The organism is Moraxella boevrei DSM 14165 (genome assembly GCF_000379845.1).
GTDB classification, from domain to species: Bacteria; Pseudomonadota; Gammaproteobacteria; order Pseudomonadales; family Moraxellaceae; genus Faucicola; species Faucicola boevrei.
In genome coordinates this window covers 130,978-147,630 of record NZ_KB903782.1, presented here as the reverse complement: position 1 = coordinate 147,630, position 16,653 = coordinate 130,978, and the positions used below count along the sequence as shown (strand labels likewise).

Annotated in this window: 19 protein-coding genes and 1 pseudogene; 10 read left to right on the top strand and 10 right to left on the bottom strand. The window is 41.9% G+C overall.

Features of this window, described 5'->3' with window-relative positions; translation table 11 throughout:
• Window positions 1-100 precede the first annotated feature (100 nt).
• The 3 genes and pseudogenes from A3G3_RS0106330 to A3G3_RS13290 all read right to left on the bottom strand — a co-directional run bounded on the left by A3G3_RS0106330 (window position 101) and on the right by A3G3_RS13290 (window position 1,110).
• The gene (locus tag A3G3_RS0106330; RefSeq protein ID WP_019519702.1) at window positions 101-517 is read right to left on the bottom strand and encodes a MarR family winged helix-turn-helix transcriptional regulator; all 417 of its coding nucleotides are present in this window, start codon (window positions 515-517) and stop codon (window positions 101-103) included.
• Window positions 518-586: 69 nt separating this feature from the next.
• Window positions 587-793: pseudogene (locus tag A3G3_RS0106325) on the bottom strand (alpha/beta hydrolase); the annotation flags it as partial.
• Window positions 794-870: 77 nt separating this feature from the next.
• Entirely contained in the window at window positions 871-1,110 is a 240-nt protein-coding gene (locus A3G3_RS13290; protein ID WP_019519700.1) for an Mpo1-like protein, read from the bottom strand.
• A gap of 155 nt (window positions 1,111-1,265) precedes the next feature.
• Between A3G3_RS13290 and A3G3_RS0106315 the strand changes: the two genes are divergently transcribed.
• A complete protein-coding gene (locus tag A3G3_RS0106315; RefSeq protein ID WP_019519699.1) occupies window positions 1,266-1,463 on the top strand; it encodes a hypothetical protein in 198 nt (65 codons plus the stop codon).
• On the top strand, window positions 1,456-2,109 hold the full coding sequence (locus A3G3_RS14000) for a helix-turn-helix domain-containing protein (protein ID WP_019519698.1): 654 nt from the start codon (window positions 1,456-1,458) through the stop codon (window positions 2,107-2,109). The genes A3G3_RS0106315 and A3G3_RS14000 overlap by 8 nt, the downstream gene beginning before the upstream one ends.
• A gap of 96 nt (window positions 2,110-2,205) precedes the next feature.
• On the opposite strand, the gene A3G3_RS0106305 is transcribed toward A3G3_RS14000, so the two are convergent.
• Window positions 2,206-3,567, bottom strand: coding sequence for an FAD-dependent oxidoreductase (locus tag A3G3_RS0106305; RefSeq protein WP_019519697.1), 1,362 nt, complete (start codon window positions 3,565-3,567; stop codon window positions 2,206-2,208).
• 41 nt (window positions 3,568-3,608) lie between these two features.
• The gene (locus A3G3_RS0106300; RefSeq protein WP_019519696.1) at window positions 3,609-4,766 is read right to left on the bottom strand and encodes an acyl-CoA dehydrogenase family protein; all 1,158 of its coding nucleotides are present in this window, start codon (window positions 4,764-4,766) and stop codon (window positions 3,609-3,611) included.
• Between the two features lie 193 nt (window positions 4,767-4,959).
• Here A3G3_RS0106300 and A3G3_RS0106295 point away from each other — a divergent pair, with 193 nt between their 5' ends.
• Window positions 4,960-5,775, top strand: coding sequence for a pteridine reductase (locus tag A3G3_RS0106295; RefSeq protein ID WP_019519695.1), 816 nt, complete (start codon window positions 4,960-4,962; stop codon window positions 5,773-5,775).
• A 96-nt stretch (window positions 5,776-5,871) separates the two neighbouring features.
• The gene (gene purH, locus A3G3_RS0106290; protein WP_019519694.1) at window positions 5,872-7,455 is read left to right on the top strand and encodes a bifunctional phosphoribosylaminoimidazolecarboxamide formyltransferase/IMP cyclohydrolase; all 1,584 of its coding nucleotides are present in this window, start codon (window positions 5,872-5,874) and stop codon (window positions 7,453-7,455) included.
• Between the two features lie 55 nt (window positions 7,456-7,510).
• Here the strand turns inward: purH and dapE are convergent, their stop codons facing one another.
• Window positions 7,511-8,680 (bottom strand): succinyl-diaminopimelate desuccinylase, encoded by a 1,170-nt coding sequence (gene dapE / locus A3G3_RS0106285; protein ID WP_019519693.1) that lies wholly within the window; start codon window positions 8,678-8,680, stop codon window positions 7,511-7,513.
• 122 nt (window positions 8,681-8,802) lie between these two features.
• Here dapE and A3G3_RS0106280 point away from each other — a divergent pair, with 122 nt between their 5' ends.
• The 5 genes from A3G3_RS0106280 to A3G3_RS0106260 all read left to right on the top strand — a co-directional run bounded on the left by A3G3_RS0106280 (window position 8,803) and on the right by A3G3_RS0106260 (window position 13,377).
• Window positions 8,803-9,405: a LysE/ArgO family amino acid transporter gene (locus tag A3G3_RS0106280; RefSeq protein WP_019519692.1), complete on the top strand. Its 603-nt coding sequence runs from the start codon at window positions 8,803-8,805 to the stop codon at window positions 9,403-9,405.
• Window positions 9,406-9,577: 172 nt separating this feature from the next.
• Window positions 9,578-11,455 carry a tRNA uridine-5-carboxymethylaminomethyl(34) synthesis enzyme MnmG gene (gene mnmG / locus A3G3_RS0106275; protein ID WP_026212889.1) on the top strand — a complete coding sequence of 626 codons (1,878 nt, stop codon included), beginning with the start codon at window positions 9,578-9,580 and terminating at the stop codon, window positions 11,453-11,455.
• A gap of 98 nt (window positions 11,456-11,553) precedes the next feature.
• Entirely contained in the window at window positions 11,554-12,000 is a 447-nt protein-coding gene (locus A3G3_RS0106270) for a hypothetical protein (RefSeq protein WP_156802115.1), read from the top strand.
• Window positions 12,001-12,052: 52 nt separating this feature from the next.
• Window positions 12,053-12,412, top strand: coding sequence for a hypothetical protein (locus A3G3_RS0106265; RefSeq protein ID WP_019519689.1), 360 nt, complete (start codon window positions 12,053-12,055; stop codon window positions 12,410-12,412).
• Window positions 12,409-13,377 (top strand): AEC family transporter, encoded by a 969-nt coding sequence (locus A3G3_RS0106260; protein ID WP_019519688.1) that lies wholly within the window; start codon window positions 12,409-12,411, stop codon window positions 13,375-13,377. Before A3G3_RS0106265 ends, A3G3_RS0106260 begins: the two co-directional genes overlap by 4 nt.
• Here the strand turns inward: A3G3_RS0106260 and A3G3_RS0106255 are convergent, their stop codons facing one another.
• The 4 genes from A3G3_RS0106255 to A3G3_RS0106235 all read right to left on the bottom strand — a co-directional run bounded on the left by A3G3_RS0106255 (window position 13,378) and on the right by A3G3_RS0106235 (window position 15,568).
• Window positions 13,378-13,728, bottom strand: a complete 351-nt coding sequence (locus tag A3G3_RS0106255; protein WP_019519687.1) for a RidA family protein — start codon at window positions 13,726-13,728, stop codon at window positions 13,378-13,380.
• Window positions 13,729-13,859: 131 nt separating this feature from the next.
• Window positions 13,860-14,105: a WG repeat-containing protein gene (locus A3G3_RS0106245; protein ID WP_083908848.1), complete on the bottom strand. Its 246-nt coding sequence runs from the start codon at window positions 14,103-14,105 to the stop codon at window positions 13,860-13,862.
• Window positions 14,069-14,311, bottom strand: a complete 243-nt coding sequence (locus A3G3_RS0106240) for a hypothetical protein (protein WP_019519684.1) — start codon at window positions 14,309-14,311, stop codon at window positions 14,069-14,071. The genes A3G3_RS0106245 and A3G3_RS0106240 overlap by 37 nt, the downstream gene beginning before the upstream one ends.
• A 6-nt stretch (window positions 14,312-14,317) precedes the next feature.
• Window positions 14,318-15,568, bottom strand: coding sequence for a D-amino acid dehydrogenase (locus A3G3_RS0106235; protein ID WP_019519683.1), 1,251 nt, complete (start codon window positions 15,566-15,568; stop codon window positions 14,318-14,320).
• Between the two features lie 186 nt (window positions 15,569-15,754).
• On the opposite strand from A3G3_RS0106235, the gene A3G3_RS0106230 reads away from it, so the two are divergent.
• Entirely contained in the window at window positions 15,755-16,321 is a 567-nt protein-coding gene (locus tag A3G3_RS0106230; protein WP_019519682.1) for a cysteine hydrolase family protein, read from the top strand.
• Window positions 16,322-16,653: the final 332 nt, after the last annotated feature.

The following is a 16,653-nucleotide window of genomic DNA, read 5'->3' as shown; positions in this document are numbered from 1 at the left end:
AAGTTGATAAAACTATTATAGTCTAAAATTAAATTGTGTGCAATATATTTTTGTGAAATTTATAAGCAAATTGTCAAAATTATGTCTTTTTATATCAAAATCAATGATTTAACTGACTGGCAATTTTTTGTAAGACCGCCACTTCATCAGCCGTTAAATTTAGGCAGTCTGAAACTTGATTAGGGATATTGACCGCCTGATGTTCCAACGCTCGCCCTTGATTGGTCAGCGTGATGATGACGGTGCGTTCGTCCGTTTGACTGCGAGTACGGGCGATTAAGTCTTTGCTTTGTAAGCGTTTTAAAAGTGGGGTTAAAGTACCGCTATTAAGGTGTAATTTGTCGCCAATCTCGCCCACGCTTTGCTCGCCAAATTCCCAAAGCGTGAGCATTACCAAGTATTGCGGATAAGTCAAATCCAATTCGTCCAAAAAGGGCGAATATTTGCGGACGATTTCTTTGGCAATGGCGTAAAGCGGAAAGCAGATTTGATTGGATAGGCGTAATTGTTCGTACATAGCAGTTGATAAAAATAAAATATTTTAGCATAAAATTAGGTTTTGCAAAATATAAATCTTACCCAAAATTCAACCTTTCATTACCTTAACCACATCATCAAGCACCTCTGGCAACACATCAGGCAACACCATAAAAGCCTGAAACGCATTTTTATAAAGGTGTAAAGTGCAGTCTGCTCCCTGTTCTCTCGCTTCTTGGGCGAATTTTTTGGCATCAGGGCATAAAATGTTATTTTTCCCTTGATAAATATGTATAGGCGGTAAGCTCGTCAAATCGGCAAAACAGGGCTAAGCGTTGGTGAATTTAAATCCGCCCCATTTGCCCAAAAGCCCACAGGGTAAGTATAAAGTCCTCACAGCACGGTTAGCATAAACAGCCCCATTGACAAGCCAAGCGACAGCGACAAGCGTACATAAAATGCCACTACCAGTAGCGAACAAATGTACGCCAAAATGGGCGACACCGCATAAATCATACCCATAATCGTAACAAAAATCGTGGGAACGCACAGCCAATGGATTTGTTTGTTGATGGGGTTTTGGTGGCTTTCGCCATAAGCCGACAGCCAGTCGTTAAGGGTTCTTTTGCTCATTATAAGCTCTCCTTTTGTAAAGGCGGATTGGTAAAGTTGTCAGTATCGCAAGGTGCTTACCACACACCATTTTTTAAATTATCATAAAAAATACCCTATTTTAACAGCGTAAAATACATTAAAATAGGGCAAAATCAAACAATTTTAGGGTAAAAATGAAACCTTTTGACATTCCCTTATTAAGGGCAAATCCCACAAACAACATCGGCTTTAACTGTGGTTTTTTAAATGAATATTTAAAATCCAACGACAACCACAATCAGCACATCATCAGCCATTTGTTTGGCGTGCATCGGCTCAGTTTTTTTTGTGTGGATTGTCTGTACAAAAGGGTGTACCGAGCATATGCTTGACTGCAAAAAAATTACTTTAAATGCAGGGCAAGCGATGCTAATCCGCGCCAATCAAGTGCTAAGTTTAAAAGAGGACGATGGCTTTTTTGTGGCGTGGCGAGAGGATTTTTTGTTAAAAAGTATGGATTTGGGCAATTTGCCAAGCGTACAATCTTTTCAACAAAAAGATGTTGATGATTTAATGAGTTTTAGGCAGTTATTGACAAGCGGTTATCAATTTGAGCCGTTAAACCTTAAAATTGCGTTTTTTCAACATCAGCTCACCGCTTTTTTGCATTATCTTGCCCAAAAATTTGGTCAAGAGCGTCCAAAAACCTCTGCCGAAAAACGCTTTTTGGCATTTATGGATTTGTTAGAAACGCACTTTTTTACCCAAAAACAAGTGCAATTTTATGCCAATGCCTTAAACTGCTCGCCTAAAAATTTAAATTCGGCATGCCAAAATAAAACAGGCGAGAGCGTCAAAACCGTGATTGAAAGGCGGGTTTTGCTAGAAAGCAAACGCCTTTTAGTGCATAGCAAATTATCCATCAATGCCATCGCTGATGAGCTTGGTTTTATTGATGGCACGCAATTTGCCAAGTTTTTTAAAAAGTATGAAGGGCGGACGGCGAATGAGTTTCGGGTGGGTATGGGTATTGGGTAAGATTAAGATAAAGCACTACTTAAATTCAATTTAAAAGGGGTGTGTGAGCGTAAAACAAAAAACCACTCAAAAATCTGAGTGGTTTTTAAAGAAAATCTAGCTTTTTAACTCAACTTTTGCAATCACATCATCACCATGCACTTGTTGCAAGATTAATAAATTATCTGTATTTTCAATGACTTGCCAGCGTTGATTTTTATCAACATTGCCTGTAATACTCACCGAAATGCTTTTATTTTTTAACCGAACTATCGGCGTTTTATGCTGATACCCGCCATGTTCCAAGCCCAAAATATGATGAGCAATCGCCGTCGCCTGCTCACGCAAAGGAGCGACAAATCGGCATGCCTGCCCACCAATCGCAATACAATCGCCAATCGCAAAAATCGCAGGGTCGGATGTTTGTAGCGTGTTTTCATTCACCACGATGCCTTGCGGTAGATAGCTTAAATTGGCTCGTTTTGGCAGACGTTCGTCGAGTTTTAGCCCAGTACTTGCGATAATATGGTCGCAGATAAGTTCGTTATTTGCCAGTTGAATGCGGTATTGAGTGTCGCCATTTTCGCTAAAACTAGACACTTGTTCAATCACTTGATTGGCAAGGTAGCCGATATTTTGGGCAAGTAACGCCGTTTTGACACGTTCGCCAGCAATCGGTGGCAAAATCTCCGTCAACGGTAACTCATCACGGTTAATTAGGGTAACCTGATGACCTGATTTGGCGATATCTTCGGCAATCTCAACGCCAATCATGCCTGCACCGATAACCGCAATGTGTTGGTTGGGTTTGGCGTGCAGTTTGTGTTGCAATTTGGCAAACATATCTACATGATTGACCCGCCAAACGCTATCAGGTGGCAGGCTTGCAGGCAGATTTGGGGTTGCCCCTAATGCCAAAATCAACTGCTGATAATCAAAATCACCCCGAGTGGTTCGCACTTGTTTTTTGTCGCTGTCAATGTGAATGACAAAGGTATGCGAAACTAGACTAATGTTGAGTGATTGGCTTAAATCTTTGGCAGATTTTTGGATAAGGTCGCTTGCCGTTTTGTTTTGGCTCATGGCAATCGATAATTGCGGTTTCATGTAGCGGTCGCCACTGTCGGCGGTGATTAGGGTGATTGGTAGATTTTTGTCAAGTTTTCGCAAGGCTTCAATCACCGTCCAACCTGCTGTACCGCCACCGATGACCAAGACACCGTTGCTATCGGTTAAGGGGTTTACCAGTGGTTTATCAATGGCGATTTGGCGTTTTTCAAAGGGTTCAAAATCTCGTTTGGTTACGCCACACAGGGGACAAACCCAGTTGTCTGGAATGTCTTCAAAGCGTGTGCCTGCGGGCAATCCACCGTCAGGGTCGCCGATTTTTTCGTCATAAATCCAACCGCACGCACGGCATAAAAACTGTCGCCATTCGCCACGCCCGTCGGTTGGATTGCCATTTTTATCTACATTCATTTTTTGCTCAATTTTTATCAAGGTTTAAAATTATGTTTAAATTAATTCGGTGAAATATCACTCATCAACTGATGCGATAACGAGCGTAAATGCTTAATCGCAGGAGTAACAATCGCCACAAAATGAGCTTCACGGATACGGCGTTGCGGATTTGCCGTCATCAGATAACCCCTTGCCCCTTGGTGCAATAGGCTGGCTTGCGTGGCTTGCAAGCTCAACTTCGCCCCTTGACAACGCAAATCCAACACATCCAAGAAAAAATCTTTACTGGTGTCAAACGGTGTTTTGGCAAGGCTATGCGTCTGAGCAATCGCACCATCTAATGCTTCTTGCAAGCCGTCCGCTTGGTCTGCCAAAAACTGATTGACGTGTCCGAGCTGATTTTCCACCGCCTTGATATCGTTAATCGCCCCTTGGATAATGCCAATGCCAATCCCCATTTGCATCAGCACGAACGCCCCACGCACCTTTTCAATAAACGGCTTGACAGGGTCAGCGATGATGTCGCTTGTTGGCACAAAATAGTCGTTTAGCTCAATTTGCCACGTACTAGAGCCCTCCATACCGCTAAAAGTCGGACACGGATTTAACCGCCATTGGCCTTGGCGTGCGTCATCAAATGCCAATAAAAAGAAAACATCTTTGCTCGCATCTCTACTTTCCACGGTTGCAATCGCCCCACAATACTGATTTGGAGCGATATGACTAATCCACGGTAACGTGCCTGACACCACATACCCACCGTCCACCACGTTGGCACGCAAAATCATGGACTCAATGTTGGCAAACGTTTTCATCGGATTGGATAATGCCGTACCGCCAAAGGTGTTGCCAAGCAGATGATTTGGCAGGATTTTTTCGGTCAAAGTGGTGTTATCCGACTGGTCAAGATACAAACCCATGACCTGATGACACCATGACAAAAAGCCCGTCGTACCACAGACTTCAGCGATTTTGGCGGTGCTGTCAATCGCCACGTCAAAGTGGTTGCCAAAAGCGTTCAAATGCGGTGCAAACGCCCCAACTTTGGCAAGCTCGCCCATTTCTTTGACAGGGTAATAGCCTTTGTCAATTTCTAATACTTTTGGGGTTAAAATTGTATTGGCTAAGTGGCTAACATTATTTAATAAAAGTTGGCTATCTTGCCAGTCGTTGATAAGTTGGGGTGGTGCGATGTTTGCCAAAGTTGGATTTGTCATACGATACCTAAATAATATGTAAACCTAAATGTATAAAAAATATGAATAAAATAACTTATTATAAAGCAATAAATGCGTGGTCTTTATGCTAATTTTGCATAAGTAAATAAAATTTTATCGCTAACTAAGATTGTCAAAAAAAGTTATGTTACAATAATTATTTAATTTATCAAAAATTGCTGATTAAATCCAGATGACCAACCAATTTGAGCCGAATTTTACAACAAATTTACCCCTAAAATCACCACCAAAAACCGCCTGCATCACAGGCGGTGCAAAACGCATTGGACGAGCGATTACTACTGCTTTACATCAAGCGGGTTATCAAGTCGTTATCCATTATCATCACAGCGAGCAAGATGCCAACGAGCTTGCTCATTCGCTCAACCAAATTCGCCCAAGCTCTGCCAAAACCATGCAAGCAAATTTAGAAAATTTTGATGAAATTCAACCCCTTGCTGATAAAATTTTAACCGCATTTGGCAATCTTGATGTGCTGGTGCATAACGCATCCCGCTTTTATCCCACGCCTTTTGGTGATATTCAAAGCCAAGATTGGCAAAATCTGATGTTATCCAACGCCCAAGCACCGCTATTTTTAAGCCAAGCCTTAGCAAAAAATCTTGAGCAAAATCAAGGCAGTATTATCAGTATTTTGGATATTCATGCCAATGCTCGCCCTTTTGTCGGCTATAGTGTGTACAATATGGCAAAATCGGCTCATCAAATGTTGGTACAGTCATTAGCTCTGGAGCTTGCCCCTCGTGTGCGGGTCAATGGTGTTGCACCGGGGGTCAATATTTTGCCTGCTGATAATAGCGAACAATCGTTAACAAAACAACAAATTGACGCTATTTGTCAAAGCATTCCGTTACAATGCGTGGGCGAGCCGTGTGATATTGCTGATGCGGTGGTATTTTTGGCAAAAGCTCGTTATATTACTGGGCAAGTGTTGGCAGTTGACGGTGGGCGTAGTTTGACCTTGGCAGGGAATTTGATAGCGAATTAGGGCAAAATTTGCAAAAGTGGCTAAATTTTTTGGCAAAATTATGCTACACTAATGCTTGCTTTTTCCCTTTAATTTTTTTAACAATTAGGTTTTTTTATGACAGCTCAACCATTTGCATTGCTCTCTGTTTCTGATAAATCTGGTATTGTTGATTTTGCCAAAGGCTTATTAACACATAACTTTCGTTTACTTTCTACAGGTGGAACGTATAAATTACTCAAAAACAATGGACTTGATGTCTTGGAGGTCGCTGAATACACAGGTTTTGCCGAGATGATGGATGGACGTGTCAAAACTTTGCACCCAAAAATTCATGGTGGTATTTTGGGTCGCCGTGGGCTAGACGATGCGGTTATGGCGTTGCATGGCATTGACCGCATTGACATGGTGGTGGTGAACTTGTATCCGTTTGCTCAAACCATTGCACAACCTGACGTGAGCAAAGAAGATGCCATTGAAAATATTGATATCGGTGGTCCAACTATGGTGCGTGCTGCCGCCAAAAATCACGACCATGTCAGTATCGTTACCAATCCAAATGATTATTCAAGCATTTTGGGCGAATTGATGGCGGACGGTGCGATTTCGGCAAAAACACGTTTTGATTTGGCGATTAAAGCCTTTGAACATACCGCCCATTACGATGGCATGATAGCCAACTTTTTGGGCAGTCGCTTACAGGATTTTGACAATGCAGACGATTTTCCACGCACCTTTAACGTACAGATGGACAAGATGCAAGACTTGCGTTATGGCGAAAATCCACACCAAAAAGCCAGTTTTTATGTGGAAAAACCCCCTGTTAATGGCAAGTTAGAAGCCAGTGTTTCAACCGCAAAACAGCTTCAAGGCAAAGAATTATCTTACAACAACATTGCAGATACCGATGCCGCTTTGGAATGTGTAAAATCATTTGACGCACCTGCGTGTGTGATTGTCAAACACGCCAATCCATGTGGGGTTGCGGTGGATAGCGACTTGACAAATGCTTACCAAAAAGCCTTTGCCACTGACCCAGAGTCCGCATTTGGCGGTATCATCGCCTTTAACCGTGAATTGGACGTAACCACAGCAAAAGCCATTGTAGAACAGCAATTTGTGGAAGTTATCATCGCCCCAAGCGTGGCAGACGGCGTATTAGACATCACAGGTGCGAAAAAGAACGTGCGTGTGCTAGTGTGTGGCGAATTGCCAAAACCGAGTGAACGCCAAGCCCAGTTTGATTTTAAACGGGTAAATGGTGGCCTGTTGGTACAAGACCAAGATTTGGGCTTGATTACCCTTGATGACTTGCAAGTTGTTACCAAAGTACAACCAACGCAACAACAGTTAGAAGATTTGCTCTTTACTTGGAAAGTGGCAAAATATGTCAAATCCAATGCAATTGTCTATGGTAAAGACCAACGCACCATCGGCGTGGGAGCAGGGCAAATGAGCCGTGTTAATTCGGCTCGTATTGCAGGGATTAAAGCCGAACACGCAGGGCTATCACCTGTCGGTGCGGTTATGGCATCGGACGCATTTTTCCCATTCCGTGATGGCATAGACAACGCCGCCAAAGCAGGCATTACCGCGATTATCCAACCGGGTGGCTCAATGCGTGATGACGAAACCATCGCTGCTGCGGACGAACACGGTATCGCCATGGTATTTACAGGTATGCGTCATTTCCGTCATTAATTTGATAATTGCAAATGATACAGACCCTTTTGAATTTATTTTAAAAGGGTTTTTGTTAGTCTAACAATAAATTTTCCAAAATCTTTTCATAAATGAGCGTTAATTTTTCCAAATCATCAACCGACACATTTTCGTTTACTTGATGTATGGTGGCATTTAACACGCCGAGTTCCACCACCTGCGAGCCAGTCGGTGCAACAAACCGCCCATCAGATGTACCGCCAGAGGTGGATAGTTCGGTGTCAATCTTCATAACCGTTTTAATGGCGTTTTGGCAGGCAGTGACAAGCTCCCCCCGCTCTGTCAAAAACGGCTGACCTGACAACTTCCAATCAATTTGATAAGTCGCCTTTGAACCCTCAAAATTTTTATCAAAAATTTCGTGGGTTTTACGTTTCAACCCTTCTTCTGTGGTTTCGGTGGAAAAGCGAAAATTAAATTCTGCCGTTAAAGTATTTGGAATGACGTTATTCGCCCCTGTGCCAGCGTTGATATTCGAGATTTGCAGGGTGGTTGGTGGAAAAAATTCGTTGCCGTTATCCCACGTTTGATTAACCAAATCTGCCAAAGCTGAACTTGCTTCATGTATCGGATTGACTGCCAAATGTGGATAGGCGACGTGTCCTTGCTTGCCTGTGACGGTTAAAATCCCACCAAGCGAGCCACGCCTGCCATTTTTAATCACATCGCCCAAGATTTTGGTGCTAGAAGGCTCGCCAACTAGGCAATAATCGATTTTTTCGTTACGATTTTGCAAAGTTTCCACCACTTTTACCGTGCCATTAATGGATGGACCTTCTTCGTCTGATGTCAAAAGTAATGCGATTGAGCCGTTGTGATTGGGGTGTTTTTTGATAAAATTTTCACACGCCACGGTAAAACAAGCAATCGCCGTTTTCATATCAGACGCCCCACGAGCGTACAATAAACCGTTGTCAACGGTTGGTGTAAATGGGTCAAATTGCCAGTTTGACACATCGCCCACAGGCACGACATCGGTATGCCCCAAAAAGCAAATCAAGGGAGCTTTATCGCCACGTCTTGCCCATAAATTTTTGACTTCTGAATTTCTCCCAGTGTCAGTTTTATCACCAAAATACATCAATTCGCTATGAAAGCCAATGTTTTCTAAACGCTTGGCAATCATATCTTGGCAGTTTTCGTCTTTTGGGGTAATTGATGGTTGTTTTAACAGTTCTATCGAGAGATTTAGCGTGTCAGTCATGCGTATTCCTATTAGTTGATACTTGTCAAGTGTTAATCACTGAATTACAATGCCATAATTTGTTAAATTTTAGCACGTTCGGCAAGTTTTTTGTAAAATTATCAACCTTTTTTGGATAAATTATGAGCCTTTCCATTTACTTGTACGGCATGAGCATGGGATTTTCCTTGATTTTGGCGATTGGTGCTCAAAACGCCTTTGTACTAAAGCAAGGGTTAAAACGTGAATTTGTCTTTACCGTTTGTCTAATTTGTGCCTTGTCAGATGCCTTGTTAATCAGTGCAGGGGTGTTCGGTTTTGGCAAATTTATCAGCCAATATCCCCAAATTGTTACTGTGGCAAAATATGCTGGGGCGTTGTTTTTGTTCGCTTATGGGGCGAGAAATTTTGCCAGTGTGTTAAAGTCCAATGATGGACTGCTTGCCAAAGGCGAATCAGTGACCAGTTTTGGCAAAGTCGTGGCGTTGTGCGTGGCGTTTACTTGGCTTAATCCGCACGTTTATTTGGACACGGTGGTATTTTTGGGGGCAATTTCTACCCAGTTTAACGACAAAATCGCCTTTGCACTGGGGGCGATGAGTGCGTCATTTTTGTTCTTTTTTGGTCTGGGTTTTGGGGCAAGATTGCTTGAGCCTATTTTTAGAAAACCAAAATCTTGGCAAATTTTGGACGTGATTATCGGCATTGTCATGTGGGCGATTGCGTTAAAATTGTTAATTGGTTGATTTAATGGCTTTCAACAATGCTAGGTAACGCATGGCGGTCTTTTTGTGGCAAACTATTGCCCATTTGTTGCGTGTTGTCAAAGTTGGAAAATGTGCGTTCATACCAAAAAACTGTTATAATAGCCTGTTAAAATTTTTACGCTTACAAAAACAGAAAAAAACGAGAAAATCCATGAAATACCCCAAAATTTATGATGTGATTGTGATTGGTGGTGGTCATGCAGGTACAGAAGCCTGCCTTGCGTCCGCCAGAATGGGGCAAAAAACCCTGCTTTTAACCCATAATATTGAAACGCTTGGACAAATGAGCTGTAACCCTGCGATAGGTGGTATTGGCAAATCACATTTGGTCAAAGAAATTGACGCATTGGGTGGGGTAATGGCATTGGCGACCGACCATGCAGGTATTCAATTTCGTGTGTTAAATAGCCGAAAAGGGGCGGCGGTGCGTGCCACACGAGCCCAAGCCGACCGACTATTGTACAAAGCTTACATTCGTCAAACGTTGGAAAATGAGCCAAATTTGGATATTTTTCAACAATCTGCCGATGATATTTTGGTAGAAAATGGCAAAGTCGTGGCAGTTGTTACCCAAGCAGGGATTGAGTTTTCCTGTGGGGCGGTGGTTTTGACATCAGGGACATTTTTGGGCGGTACGATTCATATTGGTTTGCAAAATTATAAAGGTGGACGAGCTGGCGACCCACCGTCTATCCGTTTGGCAGAACGTTTACGAGAGTTAAAATTACCTGTTGGGCGTTTAAAAACTGGCACTCCACCACGCATTGACGCACGCACGGTAGATTTTAGCAAAATGCAAGTGCAAGCAGGGGATACGCCCTTGCCTGTGATGAGTTATATGGGCGATGTGTCCATGCACCCACGCCAAATTAACTGTTATATTACCCATACCAATGAACGCACCCATGATATTATCCGTTCTGGACTTGACCGTTCGCCCATGTATTCAGGCGTGATTGAAGGGGTTGGTCCAAGATATTGTCCCTCTATTGAAGATAAAATCCATCGTTTTGCCGATAAAGACAGTCATCAGATTTTTATTGAACCTGAAGGCTTGACCACGCATGAATTATACCCAAATGGTATTTCAACCAGTTTGCCATTTGATGTGCAATTGGACTTGGTGCATTCTATGAAAGGGCTTGAAAATGCCCATATTTTGCGAGCAGGTTATGCCATTGAATATGATTATTTTGACCCACAAGCCCTGCACCCAACCTTAGAAACCAAAGCCATTGAAAACCTGTTTTTTGCAGGACAAATCAACGGTACAACAGGCTATGAAGAAGCAGGGGCTCAAGGCTTATTAGCAGGGTTAAATGCAGGGTTAAGAACACAAGGCAAACAAGGCTTTATCCCACGCCGAGATGAAGCGTATATCGGTGTGTTGGTGGACGACTTAATCACCAATGGTACAAAAGAGCCGTACCGAATGTTCACCAGCCGTGCCGAATATCGCCTAATGCTCCGTGAAGACAATGCCGACCAACGTTTGACCGAGATTGGACGAAATTTTGGTTTAATTGATGACGCACGTTGGGCGAAATTTAACGACAAAATGGAAAATATCGCCAAAGAAACCGAGCGGTTAAAAGGACTTTGGGCAACGCCAAATAATGAGCTTGGCAAGGCATTTATACAAAATAATCCTAATGAAGTGTTAAGTAAAGAAATTAACAGTTTAGATTTGCTAAAGCGTCCAAATATAACCTTTGCGGATATTGCCAAAATCACCGATTCAAGCGTAAGCGAAGATGTGGGTGAACAGATTGAAATTAGTGTGAAATATCAAGGCTATATTGACCGTCAAGCAGAAGAAATTGAGCAAATGAAACGTCTTGAAAATACGGCTTTGCCAACGGATTTTGACTACAGTCAAGTGTCTGGTTTGTCTAATGAAATCGTGCAAAAACTTAGCCATATCCGCCCTGCGACTTTGGGGCAGGCGAGCCGAATCAGTGGCGTTACGCCTGCGGGGGTGAGTTTGCTTGCAATGACGATTAAGAAGATTAAGAAGGTGGTGAAATAGCGTTTTTACCCTTTCAATTTAATCTAAAAATAAGCGAAATTGTGATGAAAAAATATGCGTTTTTAGTAGCCATGATTATGACTGGTTGCGTTAGTTCAATGCAATCAACCAAACCAATAGCCAATCAAAAACAAGCGACTTTGGCGGATTTTGATGGTTGCGTTGATGTGTATGATGAGGCTCGTTTGGAAGATTTGTATTTTGAAAAAACCAAACAAGCCTTGCGATTTTTTCCAAAATTATTGGATAAAGACAATGCCCTTGTACCAAAATATAATAATGCTTATTTTAATATGGTGTGTGGCGGTACCGCTTTAACAGGTAATATCAGCACTAGCCAAAAACAAGGCAAAACTTGGGTGGAAATTCAAACTTGTGGCGATTTGACTTTGCAAAGTGAACAAGATGCGTGTAGCATTGATAAAGGCTATTATCAAAATGGCTTAAAAATGGCAAACGGCGAAACCATTATTTTAAAATATGGCTATATTTTTTATCTAAACAATGAAGGTTTTGTAAGTGCTTATAAAATTGAGCAATTTTAGGATCGAAAGAGCTAGAAGCAAGGTGTGTGTTACATATAATTAAGGAAAATTTGTGAAAACCAGAATTGATAAATTAAATACCCAAATCAATAAACTCAAATTTCACAATGCTTGCTTATTGTATCTTTTGGGTGAGTTAAGAGATAACAAAAAATTAAAATTTCCCACCATGCAAGAAGTGTGCGTACTATTTGATTTATCAAGTGATGAGTTAAAAGTGATATTAAAAAACATTCAAAAATTTGATGATGTCAATCAATTTATGAATGATACTTTAACCCACTTAGATGAAAAAATCAGTCAAGATGCGTTATTTTTTATTATTAAAGGCATTAAAAACAGCATAAATGGCAGTCTTAAAAAGACTTGCAAAATTTTGTTAAAACATAAAAAATCAAAGAACCAACGATGAACCCCCAAGAACTCCTGCAAGCGATTAGTTTTGCTTTTATGATTGTATTTCCAAACCTTGCTCTTATGGGGCTGGGTTTTTATTTGAAAAAAACAGATAAAATCAACCGCAATTTTATTGATACTGCTTCAAATATGGTGTTTCATTTTGGTTTGCCGTGCTTACTGTTTTTTAGCGTGATAAAAAGTGAGGTGACTATCGGTGAGCAGCTGCCCCTTATCATGGCAGGATTGGTGACGACTTTTGGGCTGTTTTTTGGGGCGGAGATTTACGCCAAATTGTTTGTCAAAAATGTGCGTGATAAAGGCGTGTTTGTGCAGGGTGTGTTTCGCTCCAACATGGCAATTATTTCGCTGTCGGTGGCGACTAACGCCTATGGGGCGGTGGGGACGAGCGTGGGGGCGGTGTACATGGGGATTATGACAATACTTTATAACATGTTATCGGTAATGACACTTTCACGCACCAGCCAAAACACCGATTTTAAATCGCAAAGCATTGATGTGATTAAAAAAATCTTTAAAAATCCGCTCATCATCGCCCTAGTATGTGCCTTTATTTATAAAGCGGTGGGATTGCCCATGCCCGCAAAACCGATTGCCAAAACAGGTGAACTGCTTGCCAACATTGCTCTACCGCTTGCTCTCATCTGTGCAGGGGCGACGCTTGACATCAAATCCATGTTTGGCTTATCAGGCGTGTCCATGCAGGCGAGTATTGGTAGAGTTATCGTTGCTCCAATTATGGCGGTGCTTGTCGGTGTGCTGTGTGACTTACCGCCTGTGCAGTTTGGCGTGCTGTTTTTGATGGTGGCAAGCCCTGCCGCTGCTGCAAGCTATGTCATGGCAAAAGCAATGGGCGGTAATGCGATTTTGGCAGCCAATATTTTAGCCTTTACTACCGTATTTAGCATGATTGGCATGGCGGTCGGTATGGCGATTTTGCGGATTTTGGGTTGGGTGTGATTACACGCCTGCCGTTACCACAATCTCAACAAGCCAGTTGGGATTGACCAAATTGGCTTGCACGGTGGCACGAGTGGGCGGTGTGTTGCCTGTTATCCACGCTTTGTATTCATCATTAAACTTGTCAAAATCATCTAAATCTTTGATAAACACTTGGGCGGTCAAAAGCCGAGATTTGTCCGTGCCTGCCTTTGCAAGAGCTTTGTCAATATTTGCCAACACTTGCCGAGTTTGCCCCACAATATCAAGGCTGTCATCATCAGGCACTTGCCCTGCTAGATACACCACACCATTATAAATGGCGATTTCGGTGATGGTTTCGTTGTTGTCTAGCTTTTTGATTTCGTTCATAAAAGTTACCTATATTGATTAAAAGTTAATTAAATCCAATGGTTTTAAACCAAATGCCTTCATCGAAAATTTTTAATTTTTGGTCTTGCAAAGGTAATAGCCAATTGCCAGCTTTATCCAATACGCCATATTTACCATTCATTATGATGTTGCACAACAAAAACGGCATCATCATCAAGCATAAAAGTGTAATCGGTAATGGTTTGATATTCAAAAGGCAAAATAACATTGCCCTGATAATCCAATAAACCCATTTTATTGACGTCTTCTTTATCGGATTTTTCTAAGGTGGCGATAACAACCTTATCAGCCAAATCCAACTGCTCATATTGTGGCGGTATCACAAAATGTCCGTTTTTATTGACAACGCCTTGCAAGTTTTTATTTTTATGGCTGACAAAAACGGCATAGCCTTATTTTGTATAATTTTTTGGTATTGCATAGGGATAATGGTTTTGCCATTAGCGGTAATAATGCCAACGCTTTTATCATCGCCTTTGTCGTCCGATATTTCAACAAATACCGAATTGGCAAAAGCAATGTTAGTAAATAACAAACAACTTAATAATAAGAATTTTAACATAACAAATTAGCGATAACGCCCCAAATCAAGCCCATCAATCCCAATCTCGGTCGGCCGACCCATAATAATATCGCTTAGCAATTTACCAGAGCCACACGCCATCGTCCAGCCAAGCGTGCCGTGTCCTGTGTTGATAAACAAATTATCAAACTTGGTCGCCCCAATAATCGGCGTACCGTCTGGGGTCATTGGACGAAGCCCTGTCCAAAATTTGGCGTTTGGCAAATCACCACCGTCAAACAAACTTTTTGTTACCATTTCAAGCGTTTCACGGCGAGCAGGGTTTAAGGATTTATCAAAGCCTGACAATTCTGCCATACCGCCCACCCGAATGCGACTGTCAAAACGGGTAATCGCAATTTTATAAGTCTCATCAAGCACGGTAGAGACAGGGGCTTTTGTTTCGTCCACAATCGGCACGGTTAAGGAATAACCTTTAACAGGATAGACAGGCAAATCAAGCCCCAAATCTTTTGCCATTTGACGAGAATAACTGCCAAGTGCCAGCACATAGCCGTCCGCCGTTAGCGTCTCATGATTTGCAACAACGCCTGTGATTTTTTGATTATCCGTGAGGATTTTGTCAATGGCGGTATTCAATTTAAAGTCCACACCAAGCGTTTTACAATGTTCCGCCAAGCGTTTGGTGAATAAATTGCAATCACCTGTTTCATCATTGGGCAATCTTAAACCACCCAACAGCTCAGCACTGGCGTAAGCTAGGGCAGGTTCGGCACGCACGAGACCGTCTTTGTCCAACACTTCATAAGGCACACCGCACTCATCAAGCACTTTGGTGTCCAGTCTCATGGCGTCAAGTTGGGCAGGCTTTCTAAATAGTTGGATTGTGCCACCTGTGCGATGTTCATAATTAATGCCAATCTCATCACGCAAGGCACGGATACAATCACGGCTATACTCTGCCACACGCATCATTCGCTCTTTGTTAATCTCGTATCGCTTGGCGTTGCAATTATCTAGCATTTGTTTCATCCACACCGCCTGAAACAGCGTGCCGTCAGGGGAGATGGCAAGCGGGGCGTGTTTTTGAAACAGCCATCTGACCGCCTTTTTAGGAATGCTTGGGGCTGCCCAAGGCGTCGAATAACCAGGGGAGATTTGCCCTGCATTGCCAAAACTGGTCTCCTCAGCAACACTCGCTTGACGGTCAATGACGGTGACTTTTGCCCCATGTTTGGCTAAAAAATAGGCAGTCGTTGTGCCAATAACACCGCCCCCTAAAATGATGATGTGCATGATGTTTTCCCTTATTATGGCTTTTGGCTATTTTAACAAATTTTGTCAAATCTGGATAGAAATTTGATAGGCGATGAGTAAAATTGTCAAATCATGATTGACTGTGAGCCTTGTATTCGTTGTTGTATGATATTGGGTTTTTTGTTAAAATTTGCTCAAAAAATGAACCTTTACAAGGCATAGCACATGAACAAAACCACCGCATTATTACTCATTGATTGGCAACAAGGATTTGATGAAGTTAGCCATTGGGGCAATGAGCGAAATAACCCAAATGCCGAAAAAGTTGCCTTATCGCTTTTGGCAAAATGCCGTGAATTAACTTTGCCGATTTTTCATATTCGCCATGCGTCCACCAGTGCCACATCACCGCTAAACCCAAGCAAACAAGGTTTTGCGTTTAAAGCAGGCTTTGAACCGCACAACAACGAAATAGAAATCGTAAAAAATGTCAATAGCGGTTTTATTGGCACAGATTTGCACACACGGCTACAAGATTTAGGCATAAATACGCTGATTATTGCAGGGCTGACGACCGACCATTGCGTTTCAACCACCACACGCATGGCGGGTAATTTTGGCTATCAGGTCTACTTAATCATGGACGGTTGTGCGACCTTTGACAAAGTTGGGATAAATGGTGAACCGTTTGATGCCGAGCTGATACATCAGACGGCTTTGGCAAGTTTAAATACCGAATTTGCACAGGTAATAACACATGATGCTTGGTTAAATTTGATTTCACAAGTATAATTACCTTTTGTCATTAAATAATTACCGCTTATCCCATATTGGCGTTAAATTTTAAAAAAAACTGGCTTTTTTGTGAAAACAGTGTATCATACGCCGAACTTTGATTTTAAATCATTCTAATTTAACAAAATTTAATTTGTCATTGCTATATAAAGTTATAAGACAAATTTCAAAAAAGGTTTTAAGATAGTTTAGACAAGCGATAGTAAGTTTGCTGTTTTATTAAAAACTTCATTCCCAATATCAAACTACTTAACGAAAGTTAAGTTTAGTTTGTCTGCCATTTTTATGTAACTGCATAAATCTTAGAGCCTATACGATTGTATGGGCTT

Coding starts and splice junctions, on each gene's coding strand:
- A3G3_RS0106260 (WP_019519688.1), top strand. CDS start 12,409: ATGAACCCCCAAGAACTCCTGCAAGCGATTAGTTTTGCTTTTATGATT.
- A3G3_RS14000 (WP_019519698.1), top strand. CDS start 1,456: ATGCTTGACTGCAAAAAAATTACTTTAAATGCAGGGCAAGCGATGCTA.
- A3G3_RS0106235 (WP_019519683.1), bottom strand. CDS start 15,568: ATGCACATCATCATTTTAGGGGGCGGTGTTATTGGCACAACGACTGCC.
- A3G3_RS0106330 (WP_019519702.1), bottom strand. CDS start 517: ATGTACGAACAATTACGCCTATCCAATCAAATCTGCTTTCCGCTTTAC.
- A3G3_RS0106270 (WP_156802115.1), top strand. CDS start 11,554: ATGCAATCAACCAAACCAATAGCCAATCAAAAACAAGCGACTTTGGCG.
- dapE (WP_019519693.1), bottom strand. CDS start 8,680: ATGACTGACACGCTAAATCTCTCGATAGAACTGTTAAAACAACCATCA.
- A3G3_RS0106240 (WP_019519684.1), bottom strand. CDS start 14,311: ATGTTAAAATTCTTATTATTAAGTTGTTTGTTATTTACTAACATTGCT.
- A3G3_RS0106280 (WP_019519692.1), top strand. CDS start 8,803: ATGAGCCTTTCCATTTACTTGTACGGCATGAGCATGGGATTTTCCTTG.
- A3G3_RS0106305 (WP_019519697.1), bottom strand. CDS start 3,567: ATGAATGTAGATAAAAATGGCAATCCAACCGACGGGCGTGGCGAATGG.
- A3G3_RS0106230 (WP_019519682.1), top strand. CDS start 15,755: ATGAACAAAACCACCGCATTATTACTCATTGATTGGCAACAAGGATTT.
- A3G3_RS0106255 (WP_019519687.1), bottom strand. CDS start 13,728: ATGAACGAAATCAAAAAGCTAGACAACAACGAAACCATCACCGAAATC.
- mnmG (WP_026212889.1), top strand. CDS start 9,578: ATGAAATACCCCAAAATTTATGATGTGATTGTGATTGGTGGTGGTCAT.
- A3G3_RS13290 (WP_019519700.1), bottom strand. CDS start 1,110: ATGAGCAAAAGAACCCTTAACGACTGGCTGTCGGCTTATGGCGAAAGC.
- purH (WP_019519694.1), top strand. CDS start 5,872: ATGACAGCTCAACCATTTGCATTGCTCTCTGTTTCTGATAAATCTGGT.
- A3G3_RS0106300 (WP_019519696.1), bottom strand. CDS start 4,766: ATGACAAATCCAACTTTGGCAAACATCGCACCACCCCAACTTATCAAC.
- A3G3_RS0106295 (WP_019519695.1), top strand. CDS start 4,960: ATGACCAACCAATTTGAGCCGAATTTTACAACAAATTTACCCCTAAAA.
- A3G3_RS0106315 (WP_019519699.1), top strand. CDS start 1,266: ATGAAACCTTTTGACATTCCCTTATTAAGGGCAAATCCCACAAACAAC.